19 protein-coding genes are annotated in these 16,956 nt (G+C 47.8%); 4 read left to right on the top strand and 15 right to left on the bottom strand.

What is annotated here, in order from left to right; all coding sequences use genetic code 11:
- Position 1 precedes the first annotated feature (1 nt).
- From FIU99_RS11840 to FIU99_RS11825, 4 genes are read left to right on the top strand one after another with little or no spacing between them, the layout of a single operon-like run.
- Complete coding sequence (locus FIU99_RS11840; protein WP_006963053.1) at positions 2-547, top strand: rod-binding protein; 546 nt, start codon at positions 2-4, stop codon at positions 545-547.
- Positions 548-1,921, top strand: coding sequence for a flagellar hook-associated protein FlgK (gene flgK, locus FIU99_RS11835; protein ID WP_152472284.1), 1,374 nt, complete (start codon positions 548-550; stop codon positions 1,919-1,921).
- 15 nt (positions 1,922-1,936) lie between these two features.
- Positions 1,937-2,833 carry a flagellar hook-associated protein FlgL gene (gene flgL / locus FIU99_RS11830; RefSeq protein WP_152472283.1) on the top strand — a complete coding sequence of 299 codons (897 nt, stop codon included), beginning with the start codon at positions 1,937-1,939 and terminating at the stop codon, positions 2,831-2,833.
- 17 nt (positions 2,834-2,850) lie between these two features.
- A complete protein-coding gene (locus FIU99_RS11825; RefSeq protein ID WP_006963050.1) occupies positions 2,851-3,894 on the top strand; it encodes a hypothetical protein in 1,044 nt (347 codons plus the stop codon).
- A 94-nt stretch (positions 3,895-3,988) separates the two neighbouring features.
- Here the strand turns inward: FIU99_RS11825 and FIU99_RS11820 are convergent, their stop codons facing one another.
- From FIU99_RS11820 to fliQ, 15 genes are all read right to left on the bottom strand, one after another.
- Positions 3,989-4,276 (bottom strand): hypothetical protein, encoded by a 288-nt coding sequence (locus FIU99_RS11820; RefSeq protein ID WP_019277544.1) that lies wholly within the window; start codon positions 4,274-4,276, stop codon positions 3,989-3,991.
- A 48-nt stretch (positions 4,277-4,324) separates the two neighbouring features.
- Positions 4,325-5,317, bottom strand: coding sequence for a flagellar motor protein MotB (locus FIU99_RS11815; protein WP_006963048.1), 993 nt, complete (start codon positions 5,315-5,317; stop codon positions 4,325-4,327).
- On the bottom strand, positions 5,317-6,174 hold the full coding sequence (gene motA, locus FIU99_RS11810; RefSeq protein ID WP_006963047.1) for a flagellar motor stator protein MotA: 858 nt from the start codon (positions 6,172-6,174) through the stop codon (positions 5,317-5,319). Before motA ends, FIU99_RS11815 begins: the two co-directional genes overlap by 1 nt.
- 9 nt (positions 6,175-6,183) lie before the next feature.
- The gene (locus FIU99_RS11805; protein WP_006963046.1) at positions 6,184-6,912 is read right to left on the bottom strand and encodes a FliA/WhiG family RNA polymerase sigma factor; all 729 of its coding nucleotides are present in this window, start codon (positions 6,910-6,912) and stop codon (positions 6,184-6,186) included.
- 12 nt (positions 6,913-6,924) lie between these two features.
- The gene (fliL, locus tag FIU99_RS11800; RefSeq protein WP_021458718.1) at positions 6,925-7,422 is read right to left on the bottom strand and encodes a flagellar basal body-associated protein FliL; all 498 of its coding nucleotides are present in this window, start codon (positions 7,420-7,422) and stop codon (positions 6,925-6,927) included.
- Positions 7,423-7,436: 14 nt separating this feature from the next.
- Entirely contained in the window at positions 7,437-8,444 is a 1,008-nt protein-coding gene (locus FIU99_RS11795) for a flagellar hook-length control protein FliK (RefSeq protein ID WP_006963044.1), read from the bottom strand.
- A gap of 2 nt (positions 8,445-8,446) precedes the next feature.
- The gene (locus FIU99_RS11790; RefSeq protein ID WP_019277547.1) at positions 8,447-8,761 is read right to left on the bottom strand and encodes a hypothetical protein; all 315 of its coding nucleotides are present in this window, start codon (positions 8,759-8,761) and stop codon (positions 8,447-8,449) included.
- A complete protein-coding gene (gene fliS / locus FIU99_RS11785) occupies positions 8,745-9,131 on the bottom strand; it encodes a flagellar export chaperone FliS (RefSeq protein WP_006963042.1) in 387 nt (128 codons plus the stop codon). The genes FIU99_RS11790 and fliS overlap by 17 nt, the downstream gene beginning before the upstream one ends.
- A gap of 21 nt (positions 9,132-9,152) precedes the next feature.
- Positions 9,153-10,490 (bottom strand): flagellar filament capping protein FliD, encoded by a 1,338-nt coding sequence (gene fliD, locus FIU99_RS11780; RefSeq protein ID WP_006963041.1) that lies wholly within the window; start codon positions 10,488-10,490, stop codon positions 9,153-9,155.
- 342 nt (positions 10,491-10,832) lie between these two features.
- Positions 10,833-11,666, bottom strand: a complete 834-nt coding sequence (lafA, locus tag FIU99_RS11775; RefSeq protein ID WP_006963040.1) for a lateral flagellin LafA — start codon at positions 11,664-11,666, stop codon at positions 10,833-10,835.
- Between the two features lie 191 nt (positions 11,667-11,857).
- Positions 11,858-12,637 carry a diguanylate phosphodiesterase gene (locus FIU99_RS11770; RefSeq protein ID WP_086026969.1) on the bottom strand — a complete coding sequence of 260 codons (780 nt, stop codon included), beginning with the start codon at positions 12,635-12,637 and terminating at the stop codon, positions 11,858-11,860.
- Positions 12,638-12,656: 19 nt separating this feature from the next.
- Entirely contained in the window at positions 12,657-14,747 is a 2,091-nt protein-coding gene (flhA, locus tag FIU99_RS11765) for a flagellar biosynthesis protein FlhA (protein WP_006963038.1), read from the bottom strand.
- 30 nt (positions 14,748-14,777) lie between these two features.
- The gene (gene flhB / locus FIU99_RS11760) at positions 14,778-15,905 is read right to left on the bottom strand and encodes a flagellar biosynthesis protein FlhB (RefSeq protein ID WP_006963037.1); all 1,128 of its coding nucleotides are present in this window, start codon (positions 15,903-15,905) and stop codon (positions 14,778-14,780) included.
- Positions 15,902-16,678, bottom strand: a complete 777-nt coding sequence (gene fliR / locus FIU99_RS11755) for a flagellar biosynthetic protein FliR (RefSeq protein ID WP_006963036.1) — start codon at positions 16,676-16,678, stop codon at positions 15,902-15,904. The genes flhB and fliR overlap by 4 nt, the downstream gene beginning before the upstream one ends.
- Complete coding sequence (gene fliQ, locus FIU99_RS11750) at positions 16,678-16,947, bottom strand: flagellar biosynthesis protein FliQ (RefSeq protein WP_006963035.1); 270 nt, start codon at positions 16,945-16,947, stop codon at positions 16,678-16,680. The genes fliR and fliQ overlap by 1 nt, the downstream gene beginning before the upstream one ends.
- Positions 16,948-16,956 lie beyond the last annotated feature (9 nt).

The raw sequence follows: 16,956 nt of genomic DNA, 5'->3' as shown, positions 1-16,956 counted from the left end.
TATGAAATTTGACGGACTGAATGAACAGTCACAAATGAACTCGGTGCTTTATCACGATAACAGCGCTCTGATGAACATAAAGAACAGCAACGAACAAGGAGCCGCACTGGAGACAGTAGCGGGCCAGTTTGAAGCGATGTTTTTGCAGATGGTGCTGCGCCAGATGCGCAGTAGCAGTGACGTGTTGGCCGATGAAGACAGTCCGTTTTCCAGCCAGCAACAGGGTGTTTTTCGCGATATGTACGATGGTCAGCTAGCGATTGAAATGTCTAAAAAACAGCATTCTGGCATTTCAGAGATGTTGATTAAGCAGCTCAGTCCTTCGATTTCGGAAGTGGAATTTGAAACCAGTGCGTCAACCTTATCGGCGAATGACAATCTCAATGAGGTGGAAGCAAGCTCACACGCTGAAGCATCTGTAACATCTAATTCGGACCAGGCGCTTCATTCCACTCAGGAGACGGTCGCCTCAGTTAGACAAATGTTGGGCGAAGTCAGCGTGACCACAGCCTTCGCTCAACCATTGATTCGAAAAATGGAGCTGTAAATGAACCTCGTCAATATCGCCCTTTCCGGCCTCAATGCGAATCGCGTGGCACTGGATGTCACAGCGCAGAACGTCTCCAACATCAATACACCGGGATACAGCCGTCAACAAGCCTTGATGGCTTCTGTTGGTGGAACGAAACACGACAAGCTAAGCCCAGGGCTGGGTGTTGAAGTGACCAGCATCCGTCGAGTAACGGATGAGTTTCTAGTCAAGCAAACTTGGGCGACAAACAGTCTTTCTGCTTACGCTACTCGATACAGCAGCACGATGAGCCAACTGGAAAATACACTCGGCGCTGACGGTTTCAGCCTCTCAGCTGGTCTGGATACGCTATTTTCAGCCCTGAATGATGCAACGGTAAAACCAGAATCGGTTCCTTACCGCCAGCAAATCATTAATGAATCAGAAGCCCTCGCGCGTCGTTTTAATACCCTCACCGAATCGCTTTCTCACCAGCATAAAGACGTCAATGACCAGCGCAATGCGGCTATTTCTCATGCCAACAGCTTGATGAGTAACATCGCTGATGTGAACAAGCAGATTGTTGAGATGGAAGGCACAGGGGGTAACCCTGCTCAGTTAATGGACACTCGTGATGCGTTAATTGGTGAGCTGTCTAAAGTTGTGGAAGTGAAAACGACGTCACAGGCCGATGGCAGCTTGCAGGTTACGCTTTCTTCTGGACAGCCACTGGTCATGGGTGGAGATGCCGCTGTGCTTAAGGCCGTGCCTGATCCAAGCGATCCATATCTTGCCGATTTGCATGTTGAGTTTGGTACTCAGAGTTTTGCGATTACTGATACACCGGGTGGGCAAGTTGGCGCACTGACCGACTATCAGACGGAGGTGCTAAAACCATACCGTTCTGCGATTGATGATATGGCTAAGGCACTCGCTGATGAATTCAACGCATTGTTGGTAACCGGCCAAGACCTCAATGGAAATACCGGTAAGCCCTTGTTCAGTTACGACCCCGCTAACCCATCTGCAAGCCTGACGATTACTGACCTAAAACCAGAGGAGCTTGCTTTGTCTGGTGACGGCAACCCTGGCAATGCTGACGTGCTGGACAGCTTAATTGCAGTCAGTAACAAAGCTGTGTCAATCAGTGGTTTTGGTTCAGTCACATTAAACGATGCGTTTGCTGCCATGGTGGGAGAAACGGCCATCAAAGCACGTCAGGCGGATGCGGATTATCAGGCAAAGCTGTCGATGAGCGAACAAGCAATGGCAGCCCGAGATAACGTCAGCGCAGTAAACAGTGATGAAGAAGCGGCAAACTTGATGACGTTTGCCAACGCTCACAACGCCAACATGAAAGTGATCAGCACAGCAAATCAGCTGTTTGATTCCGTTCTTCAGTTATTCTAATTACAGGGAAATCAGATGAGAATTAGCGATACTCAATTCAGTCAGATGATGCTGCAAAGCTTGCAGATTAATAACGCCGGACTTGGGCAAGTTATGCAGCAAATGTCTACCGGTGAACGTCTGACCAAATTGTCTGATGATCCAATGGCATCAGTTCAATTGCTTAACTTAGAGCGTGAAGGCTCGGCCATTACCCAGTACAAGAGCAATATTTCCAATGTGAAGACCGCATTATCCAACCAGGAAGTTCAACTTGACTCAGTGAATGAAAGCCTGAAGAAGATGAACGAACTGGTTCTATGGGGAGCGAATGGTACGTTAACCGCCAGCGATCGTACTGGCATTATCAGCGAACTTGAAAGTCTACGTTCTTCTGTTGTTTCATCGTTTAACGCTCAGGATGAAGAAGGCCGTTACTTGTTCTCCGGAACTAAAACAGACACGGCAGCTTTGTCTAACGCGAGTGGGAGTTACGTAATCCAAGGCAACAGCGATAAACGCGTTGTGACAGTAGCGAAAGGCGTGACGATGGAATCCAATATGACTGCACAGGAAATTCTGGATCTAGGTGGCAATAACGTTCTTAACGATCTTGATGCTTTGATTGCAGAATTCCAATCACCCACACCAGCTTTTCGAACTACGGTTGAATCGACGCTCAGCTCTATCGAAGCAACATCCAGCAACGTGTTAGCTGCGATGACTGAAATGGGTGGTCGTCACAACAACCTGGATTTGATGGATAGTGCTCATGGTGAGAATAAGTTGTTTGTCGATAAGGTCAGCAGCGATCTCTCCGCACTAGATTATGGTGAAGCTTCAGTTCGTTTGAGTAACTACATGGCCGCATTGCAAGCGACTCAAGCCAGCTACGTTAAGATTAACGATCTCAACTTATTCGACCGCATCTGATAAGCAGGAATTGAAATATGGTAATGAGCACAGTTGAGGTTCGCCCCCACAATGTCAGATTGACTGGGCACGATAGAGCTTCTATTTCTCCTCCTCGTTCTTCGGAGTCTCATGGTGGCATAGGGCAGCGTAAACTAGCTGCCCAAAACCAAACACCAGCATCGTATTCGGTGTCTGGTGTTTTGCTTACTCAGGGGCAGCAAAATGCGACTTCAGTTCAGATTGCGACACGCTCCTTGCAAGCCATTGGCGGTGAATTGGCCAAGATCAAGCAAGGCCTCACTCGGGCAATGAATCTTGGTGCCGGTAATGTTGCTGGTTTAAAAGAAGGCTTAACAGGATCCAAAGCTAACATAGAGCGCATTCTAGACAGCGCACGTTTTGACGGTAACAAAGTGATCGATAACGAGTTGAAGCTCAAGATCGACAAAGCGGATATGCGTCGTTTCTCAATCCCTGGACTTAACATCCATCGCTTGAGTGACAAAGCTGAGCAAATTCGCCTTGATTTCCCGCAAGGCAACTCAGTGATGGTTCAGTTTGATGGTCAGTCTGAGGGCAAGCAAACCGTTAAAATGTTAGACCGGAGTCTGATTCCTCTTGGGCTTAGAGCCACGTTGTCTGAGGACGGTACCATTCTATTTGAATCCTCCGAGAAGGCTTATCAGCAAATGCAGCAAAAGGTGATGGTCACTGGTCAGGGGCATCGCTTTCCGGCAGGGCAATCCAATGTTATGACGCTCAAAGCTGAGCCAGAAGGCATTGCGGAGCTGAGTTTCGATTTAAGCTCTCGAGAAGGCATTAAACAGACCATTGCCAAGGTAAATCAGCACTTCCGTCAAGTACAGGTAGGGCTAGAGCAGGCAAGTGTGATTGGCTCTGAATTGACAATGCAAATGCAAACACTTCATAAGCAGTCTTCGGTTATTTCTGCTCACCAAGTCGAAGACAAACTTAAACTATTCGATGAGAACTCTGGCCAATTCTCGACAGCCTTTATGGCACTCAATGCTCAGGCGAACGTAAAACGTCATTCTGTGGTGGCGTTGATGAGAAGCTAAGGCGGAAGCCCAGCTAAAATAATTTACCGACTTTTATTGCTCGTTTGGCTCTTCATTAATTGAAGAGCATTTTTTTGCCTAAAGGAAAGTCGCGTCAGACCAGAAAAAAGAAGTACAGGAAGCAGACGAACGCCAGAAGCGTTGCTGATAACGTTGGGTAAATAATGTAAGAGTCGCGTTTATCGGTACGCTGAAAGCAGAGAAAAGTGAGTAGTACATTGTAGAGTAGCAACAGAGTGCTGATGGCCGTGCCTCCGTTTAGAGTCAGGTTATACAGCTGACTGAGAAACAAAGAAAGCAACACGTAGTCGATGACAATCAGCCACATAAAGGCTTTTTGTAATCCATCTTTTTTTGCGTGTCGGACCGTGTATTGAGGCATGTGCTTTTACGTTTGAGTTATCAGGCGCTGCAAGAGCGCCTGAGAGAGTTAAAGTTGCTGAAGCTTTGGCTTCGAAGGAGCTTGAGTATCTGAAAAGTTAATCACTTCTTGGCGAATAACCGGCTGATTAAATTCCGCCTTCTGTTTGGCTTTTTGCAGTTCGCTGTCAGCATTATTACCAAAGAAGGTTTCCAATACCTTGGCGGCTGGCGTGGTGAGGATAAACAGCTCAATGCGTCGATTCTCACTCGATTCTGGTTCATCACCATTCAGTAATGCGCGATCTGACATCCCTGTGACTTGTAATACTCGCTCGTCGGGCATCCCTCCGGCAACCAGAGTGTGCCTAGCTGCATTCGCACGTGACGCGGACAGCTCCCAGTTAGAGCGACGTTCAACGTGACCTTTAAAGCGAGTAGAGTCAGTATGACCACTGATGATCAGTGGGTTCTCGACACGTTTAAATACAGGCGCTAATGCAAGAAGCAAATCTTCGAAAAATGGCGTCAATTCAGAGCCACCACGACCAAACATGTGTTGTTTGTAGTCGTCTTGAAGAACAATCCGTAGACCTTGTGGTGTTACGGTGACATTGACATTCCCCTGAGCGCTGATTTGTCGAACCGCTTCCTTAATGACTTTCGCCAGTGCAGCCAGTCGTTCCTGTGTGTCGAATGTGCCGGGAATCAGAGAGTCTGTTTCCGGACCTTCACCATCACCCTGAAAGAATGAACTGACAATGTGGGTAGAATCATGTCGGCTCGGTACGGAAGAGTCGGCGGCCAAATCAATAGGAGAGATACTTTGCGAGGTATCAAACGGATTACCGTAACTCTTATCAAACACGCTCGCACTTTGAAGGTGAGCAACAATCGCCTTACGCTCCTCTTTGTCAACAACCTGCATCACCCATAAGACCAGAAACAGTGCCATTAAGGCGATCATGAAATCAGCGAAAGCGACCTTCCAGGCACCTCCATGAAATTCATCGTCGTCGACAGTTTTTGTTCGTTTGAATACCACCTGTTCTTGTCTTTGCATTACCCCTCCTGCTCAGCGAGCCACTTCTCCATCTGATTGAACGTCGGTTTAATGTCTAACTGGATGTGTTTACGGCCAGCATCGATGGCAAGTAAGGTTGGCTTCTTCGCCACATAAGCCACAAGTGTTGCTCTGACGCACTCGAATGCGGTCATGTTGCGCTTCACGCGCTGTGCCATGGCATTGCTAAGTGGGTCAAGACAGCAGTAACAACCGAAGATACCAACGAATGTTCCAACCAGAGCCGCAGCGACGTGGTAACCCACAAGAGCGATTGAGCCGTCAATAGCCTGCATCGTAATGATGATGCCGCCGACCGCCGCTAAGATACCAAAGCCCGGCAGTGCTTCAGCTGTTCTCTGCATTGAGCGAGAAGGGAGGAGCATTTCTGTTTGAATGGCTTCGATTTCCTGTTCCAGTAAACCTTCTAATTCGTGAGGCGACATTTGACCCATGGCCATTAAACGCAAGTTGTCAGTAATAAATGAAATCAGGCGGTAATCTGAACCAACTTTCGGGTAGGCGAGAAAGATCGAGCTCTGATCTGGAGCCTCGATATGAGAATCGAGAAACTTAAAGCCTCTGCTGCGCGCTGTTTCAAGCAAGTTGTTAAGCAGAGCCATCAGCTCCATGTAGTATTCATATTCTTCGCGTGGTGCAGAGATGGTGGCACGAACTTGCTGACGCATCTCTTTCAGGACTTGTGGCGGGTTACCTATGATCAGAGAGCCAGCAGCGGCGCCAATGATGATCAGAAATTCAGCCGGTTGCCAGATAGCGCCAAGCTTACCGCCCGCCCACATATATCCGCCAAAGACACACAGTAAGACGGTGATAGCTCCAAAAAACTTTTGCATTTGTGACTCCTAGGAGGATAAGTAGTGGTTGAGTTGTTTGAGTGCTTGTTTGTGTAGCTGACAAATCCTCGGAGGCGTCAGATCAAGCACTAAAGCGATTTCGTGAAGGTTGAGTTCGTGTTGATAAAACAGCGTCAGTAGCAGTTGATCTCTTTTGGGCAGTTTATTCAGAGCAAATTCAAGACTGCGACGAGTTTGCTCATGGGACATTCCGTCATAAACAGCGTCAGATTGTGCTTCGATACCGTTTTCAATCAATTGATCCAGGCTTTGCATTTCTCCAGCCAATGCCGCATTTTGGCGAGTAAGATAATCTTGTTCGTCTGTTCCCAATGCTTTGATGATTTCGGCATCGGTCGGTTGCCGGCCAAGAGAGCGCATCAGATCACGAGTGACATCATTGAGCTCATGAGCTTGTTGACGCGTTTTTCGTGATCGCCAGTCAAGCCGGCGCAACTCATCCAGTATTGAGCCACGGATCCGACAGACCGCGAAGGCTGGGAAGTTGGGGTCCTCAACGTTTCCGTATCGACGGCCCGCTTCCAGTAAACCAATAAGGCCAATTTGCTGCATGTCTTCGATGCTGCAATGCGGTGTAGCATGGGCTCTGAGTTGATTGACGATACGGTTGACCAGCACTTGGTGCTGTTTGAGCAACTTGTTCTCATCAATAGGAATGGAAGGTGAACTGATTTCACCTTCGACGCCGTATTCTTCCTGAAAGTTCATATCCAACATGGGCCGTGCTCCTTATTGCACGACGTATTTCGTCAGCAAGACGTCATCGATATCGCGAAGAATGTCGGTTTTCTCAAAGGCTAGCAGCACCGTTTGTTTGACCTGATTCTGGAGCAGGTTAACTGCGCCGTCCTGATGCAGATCTTCGTAGGTTTTGTCGCTGAAAAGCTTCAGTAGTGAATTGCGCACAATTGGCATGTAGTCATCAATATTTTGAATGCGTTCTGGGCGGCGAGTTTCAATCGCGACTTCCAGCATGACGAAGTGGGTCTGGCGCTTTCCTTTAACGCTGAGGACAATTTTGTCCAGTGAGTGGAAACTAGGCGTCTGAGCTGGGTTGCGTTCTTCGGTAAGGAAGGCAAGGGGAGAATCTGCGAAAAATGATTCTGAATTGGTACTATTCCCCGATTGCTTTAAGAACCAAATTCCACCAACTACGGTTGCGGCTGAAACCAGGGCACTGGTGAGGATCATCGCTGAAAATACCGCGATCATTTGTTTTTTTGTCATAACCCTATTCCTAATTATGCGTGTGTGCTTAGCCAATGCTCTGATGGATCATTGGGATTGTCTGAATTGGCAAACTCGCGACTATCGAAAATGTGTGTTTGTTGTTCACCTTGATGAGGTGACTGGTCGCGTTCACTTTCTCCTGAGCCTACGTTGACGTCGACATGGACAAAGTTCTGGTCTTGCAACTCAGCTCGCAGCCGGTCAGAAACCTGAAGCAAGGCCTCGCGGGTTGCTGCCGCATTAGCGTTGATTTGCACATTGAGGCGGTCGCCATCAACGCGTACCAGCAAGTCCAGCTTTCCAAGCTCTGGCGGATCTAGACGGATCTTGGCTTCTTGCATGCTTTGTTGTGCTTGAAGTGAGACTCTGTCATGCAATACCTGCATCATTTGTTCGCCCCACTTAGCCGCACTGGTATCAACTTTTACTGCTGCCCATTCTGCTGTTTGTACAGACGTTGCTATAGGTTGCTGGTGAGAGGTTTGAGGCTGCGGTTGCACTTGTGTTGAGGCCAAGGTTTGCAGAACATTCTGAACTGATGGGCTCTGGCTTACAGGCGTGTCGATACTCAAAGGCCCGCTTGTCTGCTTCACCAGTTGATGGCTTATACTCTGCGGTGTCATTCTGTCTGACGAATTTGTGCCCACTGAGCCTGTCATAGCATCGAACGTTTGAGCACCGCTTGCTACTCGCTTTTGTTTCAGCTGTAGCAAAGCTAAAGCGTCCGTGGTTGCAGAGTGTTCTTTTAGTAGATGAGGCTTTGCAATCGGTAGCGTAGTCGTATGATCTGAGCTATTTTCCTGCCCTAACATTTCCTCGCTATCATCCGTTAAGGTCACGACAGTTTGTTCAGCATTTGGCTGACTGCCAGTAAGCGTCGATGCTGGTTGCCCCATGAGAGTAAAGCCAGTGTTTTGTTCGGCAGGCTGACCGAATCCACGGGCTTTTTGGATCGTACCATCAGCGGAGAACTGCTCTGGTCTTTGGCTTGTCATGGTGTGCAGTGAAGGTGTGTTCATTGCTAGTACTCCATGGTCATCGCAAGCTGGTAAGCTTTTGCACGTTCATGCTGAGCGTCGACAACATTAATCTCTGCTTCCAGTTCGTTAATGGCCTTATCCAGTGCGTCAAAAGCTTGTTTGTGTACAGCTTTCACTTCGGTAATGACAGGCGCGAGTCTAGGATCTTTGAGGTAGGGCTGATGGCTTTCCAGCAGCTCTCTCAATTGAAGGTCGTAGCGTTTTAAACCTTGCCAGTCCTGGGTTTTTGTCGCGATATGAATCAGTTTCGCGAGATGGCGAAATCGTTCAGGGGACACTTTATGCTTGCTGACCAAAACTCATCCACCCCTCACGTATATTGTTCATGACATGTTCCACACTGGTGAGTTTGTCCAGGTTGTTTTGTACGCTTGCCTGATAAAGCTCAACCTGACAAAAGTCGTATAGCTGGTGGAGGTTCTCAGCGATTTCGCCGCCATTCTCTGCATCAAGTGCGCTATCTAGGCCAACCAAAATATTCATGCACTTATTGATGCCAGCCCCTTTTTCTGCAAGGCGACCTGAGGCCATGTGGCCTCGAACTCGTTCAATTTCATTGAGTAGTCCGTCTATTAACATCACTACCAATTGATGTGGGTTCGCCGAGGCAGCCTGAGCATCAAGATCGACTTGTTGATAAGAGTTGTAGCCTGAGTCCATTAACATAAAAACGTCTCCTGGTGCCCATTAACCAAACATCGACATGGTTTGGTTCATTTGGCGCATAATGGTGTTCATTTGGGTAAATTGTTTGAGGTAGCGGTCGTAAGCCATATCGTATTTACGGTCCAGCACGACCTGTTTGTCATTGATGCGATCAATGTTCTGCTTTAGTGCGTCTTTGCGAGATTTAAACAAACCGGAAGAGAACTGCAGGTAAGGCTCGACGATGGTGTCGATGCTATCTAGCAGGTTGCCGTCACCGTTGAACATTGCTTCAAGGCCTGTACTGTTATCGATTTGAGCCTGCTCGAACTTTTCTGAATCGAGCTTCATTTTTCCGTCACGATCGATCTCAATACCGACCTGACTCAGGCGAAGGCCACCGAAATCTCCACGCACAACAGACTTCACCTGGCTTTCAATCGCTCGTAGGGTAGGGTCACTGGCTAGAACAGCCCGAGTGTTGTTTTCCGTGTCTACTTTGGTGTATTCGTCAACGGTCGACATCAACTTGTTATAGGCGTCGATAAATTTGTTGACCTGCTCTTTAGTGGCGTCATTGTCACCACCGACGCTGAGGGTTAACGGCGATTCGCCGGTTTCTTGGGCTTTGCTGACAGTGATGTCGAGGCCATCAATAGCATCACTAAACGTATTGCTACTGCCTTCGAGTTTAAGGCCTGAGTCTTTCGCCCCTAGCCAAATGATGGCGTCTTTTGCTTCGCTGATTTGATTGAGGTTGGTGAAGGCATCTTCAAACCAACTCTGTCCAGTCCCTGTCGCCGAGACTTCAATCTTGTTTGCTACCCCAGTTTCTTCACTGGAGAGCATGAAGTGGGTTTTGCCACCTGAGCGAACCAAGGTGGCGTTTACGCCCGGATTATCGGGGTCATTGTTGATGGCCGAAGTTAAGTCAGCCATGGTTGCCTTACCATCTCCATCACTGTCCAGAGTGGAAAGATCCAACGTCATTGTCTCGCCGTTGATTTTAAACTCGAGCGTGCCAGTCAGTGGCACTTCCGTTGTAGGCTCCAGATCGGCAGGCATGCCAGTTGATACCTGATGCGTTGTGGCGACTTGTTCTACAAAAATTTGGTAACTGCCCGTCAGTGCTTTGGAGTCAGCACTGGCAGTGAAGAACCCTTCACTCGACACAGTTGCGCTGTTTTTGATGATCCCTGATGTGCTGTTGTTCATTTCATTCACAGCAGTACGGAACTCACGCAATGCAGATTCGACTTTGCCAAGCGCATCCAGTTGAGATTGATACTGGGAAGCTTGAGTGGTGTAGCGTTGTCTAAACGACTGGACGTCAAAGGTTGCCAGTTGCTGTGCCATGGTTGCTGGATCGATCGAACTCATCAGAGTACTCCCTTGTCTTTTGTGTATGACCGTTGTGGTTCATACCATCATCATCTTTCTGATTTAATTAGAGAAATAGCAAGATGAATGCCATGCAGTTAGCTTTTAAATATCAATGACTTAAGCATTCATTCTTGGTTTTGCGGAAGTACGACTTCCCATTGCTGAGTTCCGCTGCTTCCTTGAATGAAACTCAGCTTTGCTCAATGTTTTAAGGCGACCAAATGGCAGGGTTTGTTAAATGAAAAAGGTATTGACTAGGAGTCTTAAAATGAAAAAAAGCCTCCGCAAGGGAGGCTAAAATCACTGGAGTAAAATAAATAGAAGAGTGTCTCTCGCCAATTAGCGAAGAAGAGACATTGCCATACCTGGCAGCTGGTTCGTTTGAGAAAGAACCGTTGTACCTGCTTGCATCAGCATTTGGTTCTTCGTCATGTTTGAAGATTCAATTGCGAAGTCAGCATCTGTGATTCGGCCTTTCGCAGCAGCAGTGTTTTCAGATACGTTTGCTAGGTTGTTGATGGTGTGCTCAAGACGGTTAATGTTTGCACCTAGTGATGAGCGCACAGTGTTAATAGTGTCAAACAAGCCGTCAACGGTACCGATTGCTGTGGTTGAATTAGCTTGGTTAGTTAGGTCACCGACAGCACCCGCAGAGAAATCAATAGCACCTAGATTGGTTGAAATATCAAGATCGAGTGTTTCAGTTGAAGATGCACCAATTTGGAATTTCACTGCGCCATCAAGTTTACCACCTGATAGGAGCTTTTGACCTGCACCGTATGAAGTTTCAGTTAGGATACGTGTAGCTTCTGCGGCTAGTTCGCCATATTCTGCGGTTAGTGCTGCTCGCTCTGAAGCTCCATTCGTGTCGTTCGCAGATTGTGTAGCAAGATCTTTCATACGGTAAGCAATGTTAGTCAGCTCCTCTAGTGCGCCGTCTGCCGTTTGCAGCATTGAGATTGCATCTTGAGAGTTACGCATTGCAACAGACATACCACGAGTTTGCGCTTCAAGTTTGTTTGCGATAGAAAGACCTGCTGCATCATCCGCTGCAGAATTGATACGCATACCAGTACTTAGGCGCTCCATAGCGGTAGAGAGTAGATCGTTTGTGCTGCTTAGTGTGTTCTGTGTAACTAGTGATGCGTAGTTAGTGTGCATTGATAAAGCCATTATGGTCTCCTTCGTTTTTCACAATACTCAGATTTTGGCTTCAGGATTTCCCTGGTCACTAACAGGAGGCGGACGATAAATATCGAAGATTAATTAAAAAGTTTAAATTACTGGAATATTTAGAGAATTGGCGCTGATTTAGTGAGGTTGATTCCACTAATTGGTGCTGTTAGCGCCAATTAGTGGATTAACTAGGCTTCGTATTCGTTGGTAAACGTCTTAAAAGAGAGTGAGGTTGGGATATCACTGAAGTAACCAAAATAGTAACTAGCGCCAAGTAATTTGTATTGGTTCAGCTCTTTTTGGCTGGCAACCCGACTGGCGACCCACTTTAGTTTATGCTTTTTCAGAAAACGAACGATGGGCAAAAAGGCCATTCGGTCCTCTTTATCTTCCAGTGACACCGAGAGTTTCAGCATTGCAGGCTCATAGCAAGCCAACTGCTCAAGTAAAGGGCAGGGTGGAGCAACTTCAAACCACAGCGCATAAGCATATTCTCCGACAAGCTCGATCAGGTTTTCTACCGACGAGGCAAACCCTAATGAATGGCTAAGTTGCAGTGAAGGAATAACATGCGCGAACGCTTTCTTATGGCAGAGAATAACTTGCTGCAAAAAATGTTCACCCTGCGGCCAGACAAGAGCTTCGACCTGAAGGGGGACGACGACGTTGCTGATTAAGTCCGGATGAAATGTATCTAGTTGAAAGCGGGTCTGGCGCAGCGCTAGGTACAGGCTGAACAAATCTAGGCAGTACTTGACCTTTTGAGACAGGTCGAACTGATACACACTTTGTTCACCGTCTCCGCCAAACCTGAGTGTTAGGTGCTGAAATTCGACTTCACCTGAGTCTGCTGAGCGGATAGCCTGACATGCATGCCGGATGTCGTTGTGGACCAATGCTTCATGGATGATTTGATCGTCTTCGGTCTCAAGGTGCTCTTCCATGAGCTTGGCGATGTATCTGTACATCGCCTGATGTGAGTTGAGGTTAGCCAAGGTTTCCTACCACGTTGATTTGTTTTGTTTCTGGTATTTCGTTGTATGACAATACCGCCAATCCTTGAGAAAACGTGCGAGCATAGCGGGCAATTAGCGGTCTAAGCTGCGGCATAACCAGGAGTATTGGTGCCAGCCCTTGCTGTTTTAGCTGCTGTTTTATCAAAGGTAAATTTTGTTGAAACTGAGCCAGAATGTTAGGTTCCACAGGGAAACTGTCGAGGTTCACACTGCCACTTGCTTGTGCCTGCTGAAGAGATGTCATCAGCATTTGTTCCAGTTCATCGGAGAGTGCATACACCTTCAGTTCCACTTTCTGACCTGCGATCAAGTTGACCAGAGTACGGCGCAATGCGCATCGCACATCAGCCGCCAGAAGTATCGGGTCTTTGGTGTTTTCAGACGATTCAAGCATGGTGTTCGAGATAGTACGAATATCTTGCAAAGGCACCTGATCAAGCAAAAGTTGACGATACACCTTCAGCTGCTGTGCTGGATTGAGTGCTGCGCCAAGAGCTTCTGCCAGCTTCGGCGCTTGCTGGGTCAGCCTCTGCATCATGGCATCAACATCATCGTGATTAAACAGCTCTGAAAGGTGGGTTTTGATCACTTTACTGATATGGGTTGCGATGACAGTCGCATCATCTACCACCTGATAACCCATATTGAGCGCTTTGGCTTTATCTGTGTGCTCAATCCAAACTGCTGGCAACTGATAGGCAGGGTCGCTGCCAAGAATGCCATCGACTTCGCCATACGTCTCGCCAACAGCAATCGCCATCAAACGCTCTGGCTCGATAAAGCCTTGCTCTATCGTTTCTCCATTGAGTGAAATGGTGTATTGGTTGGGTTTTAGGCTCAGGTTGTCACGAATACGCACTTCCGGTAGCAAGAAGCCGACTTGCTCAGACAGGTTACGCCTTACACCGCGGATTCGCTGGGTGAGTGGCGCGCCTTGTTCTTTGTTGACCAGATGAACCAGTCGGTAACCGAGTGCTAAAGACAGTGTGTGTACATGTGGAATGTCTTCCCAGCTTAGCGGAGTTTCTTCCTGTTGCATGGCCTGAGTGAGTACTTCGACGTCTTCAATCTGAGCATCATGAACGGGGCTTTTGTGTTGTCTCCAGGCTGCAAATGCAAGTACAGCAGCAAAAGTAAAGAAGGCAAGGTGAGGCATGCCAGGTACCATGCCGATGATTAGCATTACCGCTGATACAGTAAACAGAGTAGCCGGTGAAGCCAATAACTGCTTTTGCATGGTTTCTGACATATCGTTGTCGCTGTCGTTGATGCGAGTAACGATAATGGCTGCTGCGGTTGCTAAAAGCAGTGACGGTATTTGGGCTACTAAGCCGTCACCAATAGTCAGTAGCGCATAGGTTTTAAACGCCTCGGAGGCAGCAAGTCCGTGTTCAAATACACCGATGCTGATACCACCTGTGATGTTAATGAACAGGATAAGCAATCCGGCGATAGCATCACCTCTAACAAACTTTGACGCACCGTCCATAGAACCGTGGAAATCAGCTTCATTGGCCACTTCACGTCTACGCTGGCGGGCGGCTTCCTGATCGATCAAACCTGCATTGAGATCCGCATCGATTGCCATTTGCTTACCAGGTAAAGCGTCAAGCGTAAAACGTGCTGATACTTCTGAAATACGCTCACCACCCTTGGTGATCACCACGAAGTTGATGATCATCAGGATAACGAAAATCACCATACCGACTACATAGTTGCCGCCGATCACCACTTCACCAAAGGCCTGAATGACCTTACCTGCGGCATCACCACCATTGTGACCTTCGAGCAGGACGACTCGAGTTGAGGCGACGTTGAGCGTCAGTCGTAATAGTGTTGCCACCAACAAAATGGTTGGGAAAATGGAAAAGTCGAGTGGGCGTTTAGCCGTTGTACTGACCAACAGCACCAAAATGGCGAGCACGATATTAAAAGTGAACAAGGCATCCAATAGCAATGGCGGCAGTGGCAAGATGACCATAGCCAGCACCATTAGTAAGACCAGCGGAATACCGACAAAGCCTTTTGTGGAATGTTGTATCTGTTTTAACCGATTGAGCATAGGTTGGTGTCCTTGGGTAAATACGGATGATCAGTGTTGCAAATGCTTTGGAATGGTGAAGTGAGGTAAAGGCATTGGCTTTTCACCATTTCCGGTACGGAATGCTTTGAGTTGCATGACATACGTCAGAATATGCGCCACCGCGATATAGAGCTGGCTTGGAACGGCCTGTTCAATCGCAGTGGTGTAGTAAATGGAACGGGTAAGCGGTGGCGAGTTGATGATTTCAACCTGATTTTCACGAGCGATACGTTGAATATGCATCGCTGTTTCGTCCACGCCTTTGGCAACCACAAATGGGGCGTCTGATAACGCAGGGTCATACTTCATTGCTACGGCGTAGTGGGTCGGGTTGGTGATGACTACATCTGCTGTCGGTACCATCTTATCGATTTTACGCCGAGCAAATTGTTGTTGAATCTGGCGAATACGCTGCTTGACCTCAGGGCGTCCTTCGTTATTTTTGTATTCTTCTTTAAGCTCCTGCTTGGTCATTTTGAGCTCTTTCATGTGCTCCCAGCGTTGATAGGGGATGTCAATAACGCCGAATAGTAGTAAGGCAAACCCCATCATTAACAGGCCATCGAATAGAATTTGCATGACGTTAACCACACCTTGCTCCAGCGAAAGTCGCTGCATGCCCAATAAAGGTTGTAGGTGGTTATCGAGATAAGCGTAGAGCACGCCAAAAATGACCAGTACTTTGAGGGTCGATTTCAGCAGTTCAACCAGTGAACGCGTTGAAAACATCCGTTTTATTCCGCTGAGAGGGTTAAGTTTACTCAGCTTTGGAAAAACGTTCGCTAAACGGAACATCCATCCACCCAGCACCATAGTACTGGCAAGCGTAACGGCAATAATCACGACAAACATTGGCAAAAGCAGCGTAATGATCATGCCGAGGCTGTGGCCGAGCTGCTCGACCATTTGCTTAGGATTCGCTAAATCCTGTTTAGTCAGTGTCATGTTAAAGCGAAAGATACCCGCAATGCTTTCCCAAATTACTGGAAGCTGACTATAGAAATACACTGCAACAGCGAGAAAAATAGCGGCAGTCGTGAACTCTTTCGCTCTGGGAATCTGACCTTCCTGACGCGCTTTCTTGATTTTCTGCGGGGAGGCTTTTTCGGTTTTGTCCTGAGAGGATTGTTCGCTCATCCGCCCCCCACCATGAATTGATTCAGAAAACGTAGGGTGTCGTTGACCAGCACAGTATATCGGCTCGGCACACCAGACACAGAAATGAGCACGCTGAATAGCCCTAGCAGCATGGTCATTGGAAAGCCTAATGCATAGACATTCAGTGACGGTGCTGCTCGGTTCATCACACCAAAGCTGATGTTTGCTAACAACATGGAGACAATGGCTGGAAGGGCGAGTGCCAGTGCAGATGCAAACATCCAACTGAATAAATTAACGATGCCTTGCAGAGAAGCTGAAGTCAGACCGGAACCGACCGGCCAGACAACAAAACTCTGGATAAGGACATCGAGCATCACTAAATGACCTTCGAGGGATAAAAACAGTAAGGTGCAGAAAATCAGAAAGATACGACCAAGAATTGCCACGGACATGCCGTTGACAGGGTCGTTCATCATCGCCATGCCTAAGCCCATCTGCATTGAGACTATCTGGCCCAGCGTCGTAAAAATGGTAAACAGCATGTGCAAAATCAGGCCAAAGAATAGCCCCCAAATGGCTTGTTCGAAGGCGAGAAACAGCGAAGTCATCGAGAAAAACTCGACTGCTGGCATTGGCGGCATCAAAGGAGCAGAGATCATCACAATCGAGAGCGCCAGTAAGCTACGTACCCAGACGGGTATCAATGAGTCGCCAAAGAAAGGCATGGAGATAAATACCGCGCCTATACGGAAGAAAGGCCACCATAGCTGACCAAGGACGCGAGAAATTTCTGCGAAAGTGACCTCCATCAGCCAATCATTCCTGGAATATTGTGGAACAGGTAGTCGAACAGCTCCATGATTTTACGTAGCATCCAGTGCCCAGCAAAAATTACCATGAGTAACGTGACCAGAAGCCTTGGTAGAAAGCTCAGTGTTTGCTCATTGATTTGCGTGGCGGCCTGAAAAATTGCAATGCCAAGGCCGACTATCAGGCCGGGCACAACCAGCACTGCGACCATGGTGATAATCAGCCATACCGCATTGGAAAACAGGGTGACGGTCATTTCTGGTGTCATGTGAACTCC

The organism is Vibrio sp. THAF64, assembly GCF_009363455.1.
GTDB classification, from domain to species: Bacteria; Pseudomonadota; Gammaproteobacteria; order Enterobacterales; family Vibrionaceae; genus Vibrio; species Vibrio coralliilyticus.
Note: the sequence above shows the minus strand (reverse complement) of the source record. Positions and strands in the feature narration are given on the sequence as shown.

Coding starts and splice junctions, on each gene's coding strand:
- FIU99_RS11840 (WP_006963053.1), top strand. CDS start 2: ATGAAATTTGACGGACTGAATGAACAGTCACAAATGAACTCGGTGCTT.
- flgK (WP_152472284.1), top strand. CDS start 548: ATGAACCTCGTCAATATCGCCCTTTCCGGCCTCAATGCGAATCGCGTG.
- flgL (WP_152472283.1), top strand. CDS start 1,937: ATGAGAATTAGCGATACTCAATTCAGTCAGATGATGCTGCAAAGCTTG.
- FIU99_RS11825 (WP_006963050.1), top strand. CDS start 2,851: ATGGTAATGAGCACAGTTGAGGTTCGCCCCCACAATGTCAGATTGACT.
- FIU99_RS11820 (WP_019277544.1), bottom strand. CDS start 4,276: ATGCCTCAATACACGGTCCGACACGCAAAAAAAGATGGATTACAAAAA.
- FIU99_RS11815 (WP_006963048.1), bottom strand. CDS start 5,317: ATGCAAAGACAAGAACAGGTGGTATTCAAACGAACAAAAACTGTCGAC.
- motA (WP_006963047.1), bottom strand. CDS start 6,174: ATGCAAAAGTTTTTTGGAGCTATCACCGTCTTACTGTGTGTCTTTGGC.
- FIU99_RS11805 (WP_006963046.1), bottom strand. CDS start 6,912: ATGTTGGATATGAACTTTCAGGAAGAATACGGCGTCGAAGGTGAAATC.
- fliL (WP_021458718.1), bottom strand. CDS start 7,422: ATGACAAAAAAACAAATGATCGCGGTATTTTCAGCGATGATCCTCACC.
- FIU99_RS11795 (WP_006963044.1), bottom strand. CDS start 8,444: ATGAACACACCTTCACTGCACACCATGACAAGCCAAAGACCAGAGCAG.
- fliS (WP_006963042.1), bottom strand. CDS start 9,131: ATGTTAATGGACTCAGGCTACAACTCTTATCAACAAGTCGATCTTGAT.
- fliD (WP_006963041.1), bottom strand. CDS start 10,490: ATGAGTTCGATCGATCCAGCAACCATGGCACAGCAACTGGCAACCTTT.
- lafA (WP_006963040.1), bottom strand. CDS start 11,666: ATGGCTTTATCAATGCACACTAACTACGCATCACTAGTTACACAGAAC.
- FIU99_RS11770 (WP_086026969.1), bottom strand. CDS start 12,637: ATGTACAGATACATCGCCAAGCTCATGGAAGAGCACCTTGAGACCGAA.
- flhA (WP_006963038.1), bottom strand. CDS start 14,747: ATGCTCAATCGGTTAAAACAGATACAACATTCCACAAAAGGCTTTGTC.
- flhB (WP_006963037.1), bottom strand. CDS start 15,905: ATGAGCGAACAATCCTCTCAGGACAAAACCGAAAAAGCCTCCCCGCAG.
- fliR (WP_006963036.1), bottom strand. CDS start 16,678: ATGGAGGTCACTTTCGCAGAAATTTCTCGCGTCCTTGGTCAGCTATGG.
- fliQ (WP_006963035.1), bottom strand. CDS start 16,947: ATGACACCAGAAATGACCGTCACCCTGTTTTCCAATGCGGTATGGCTG.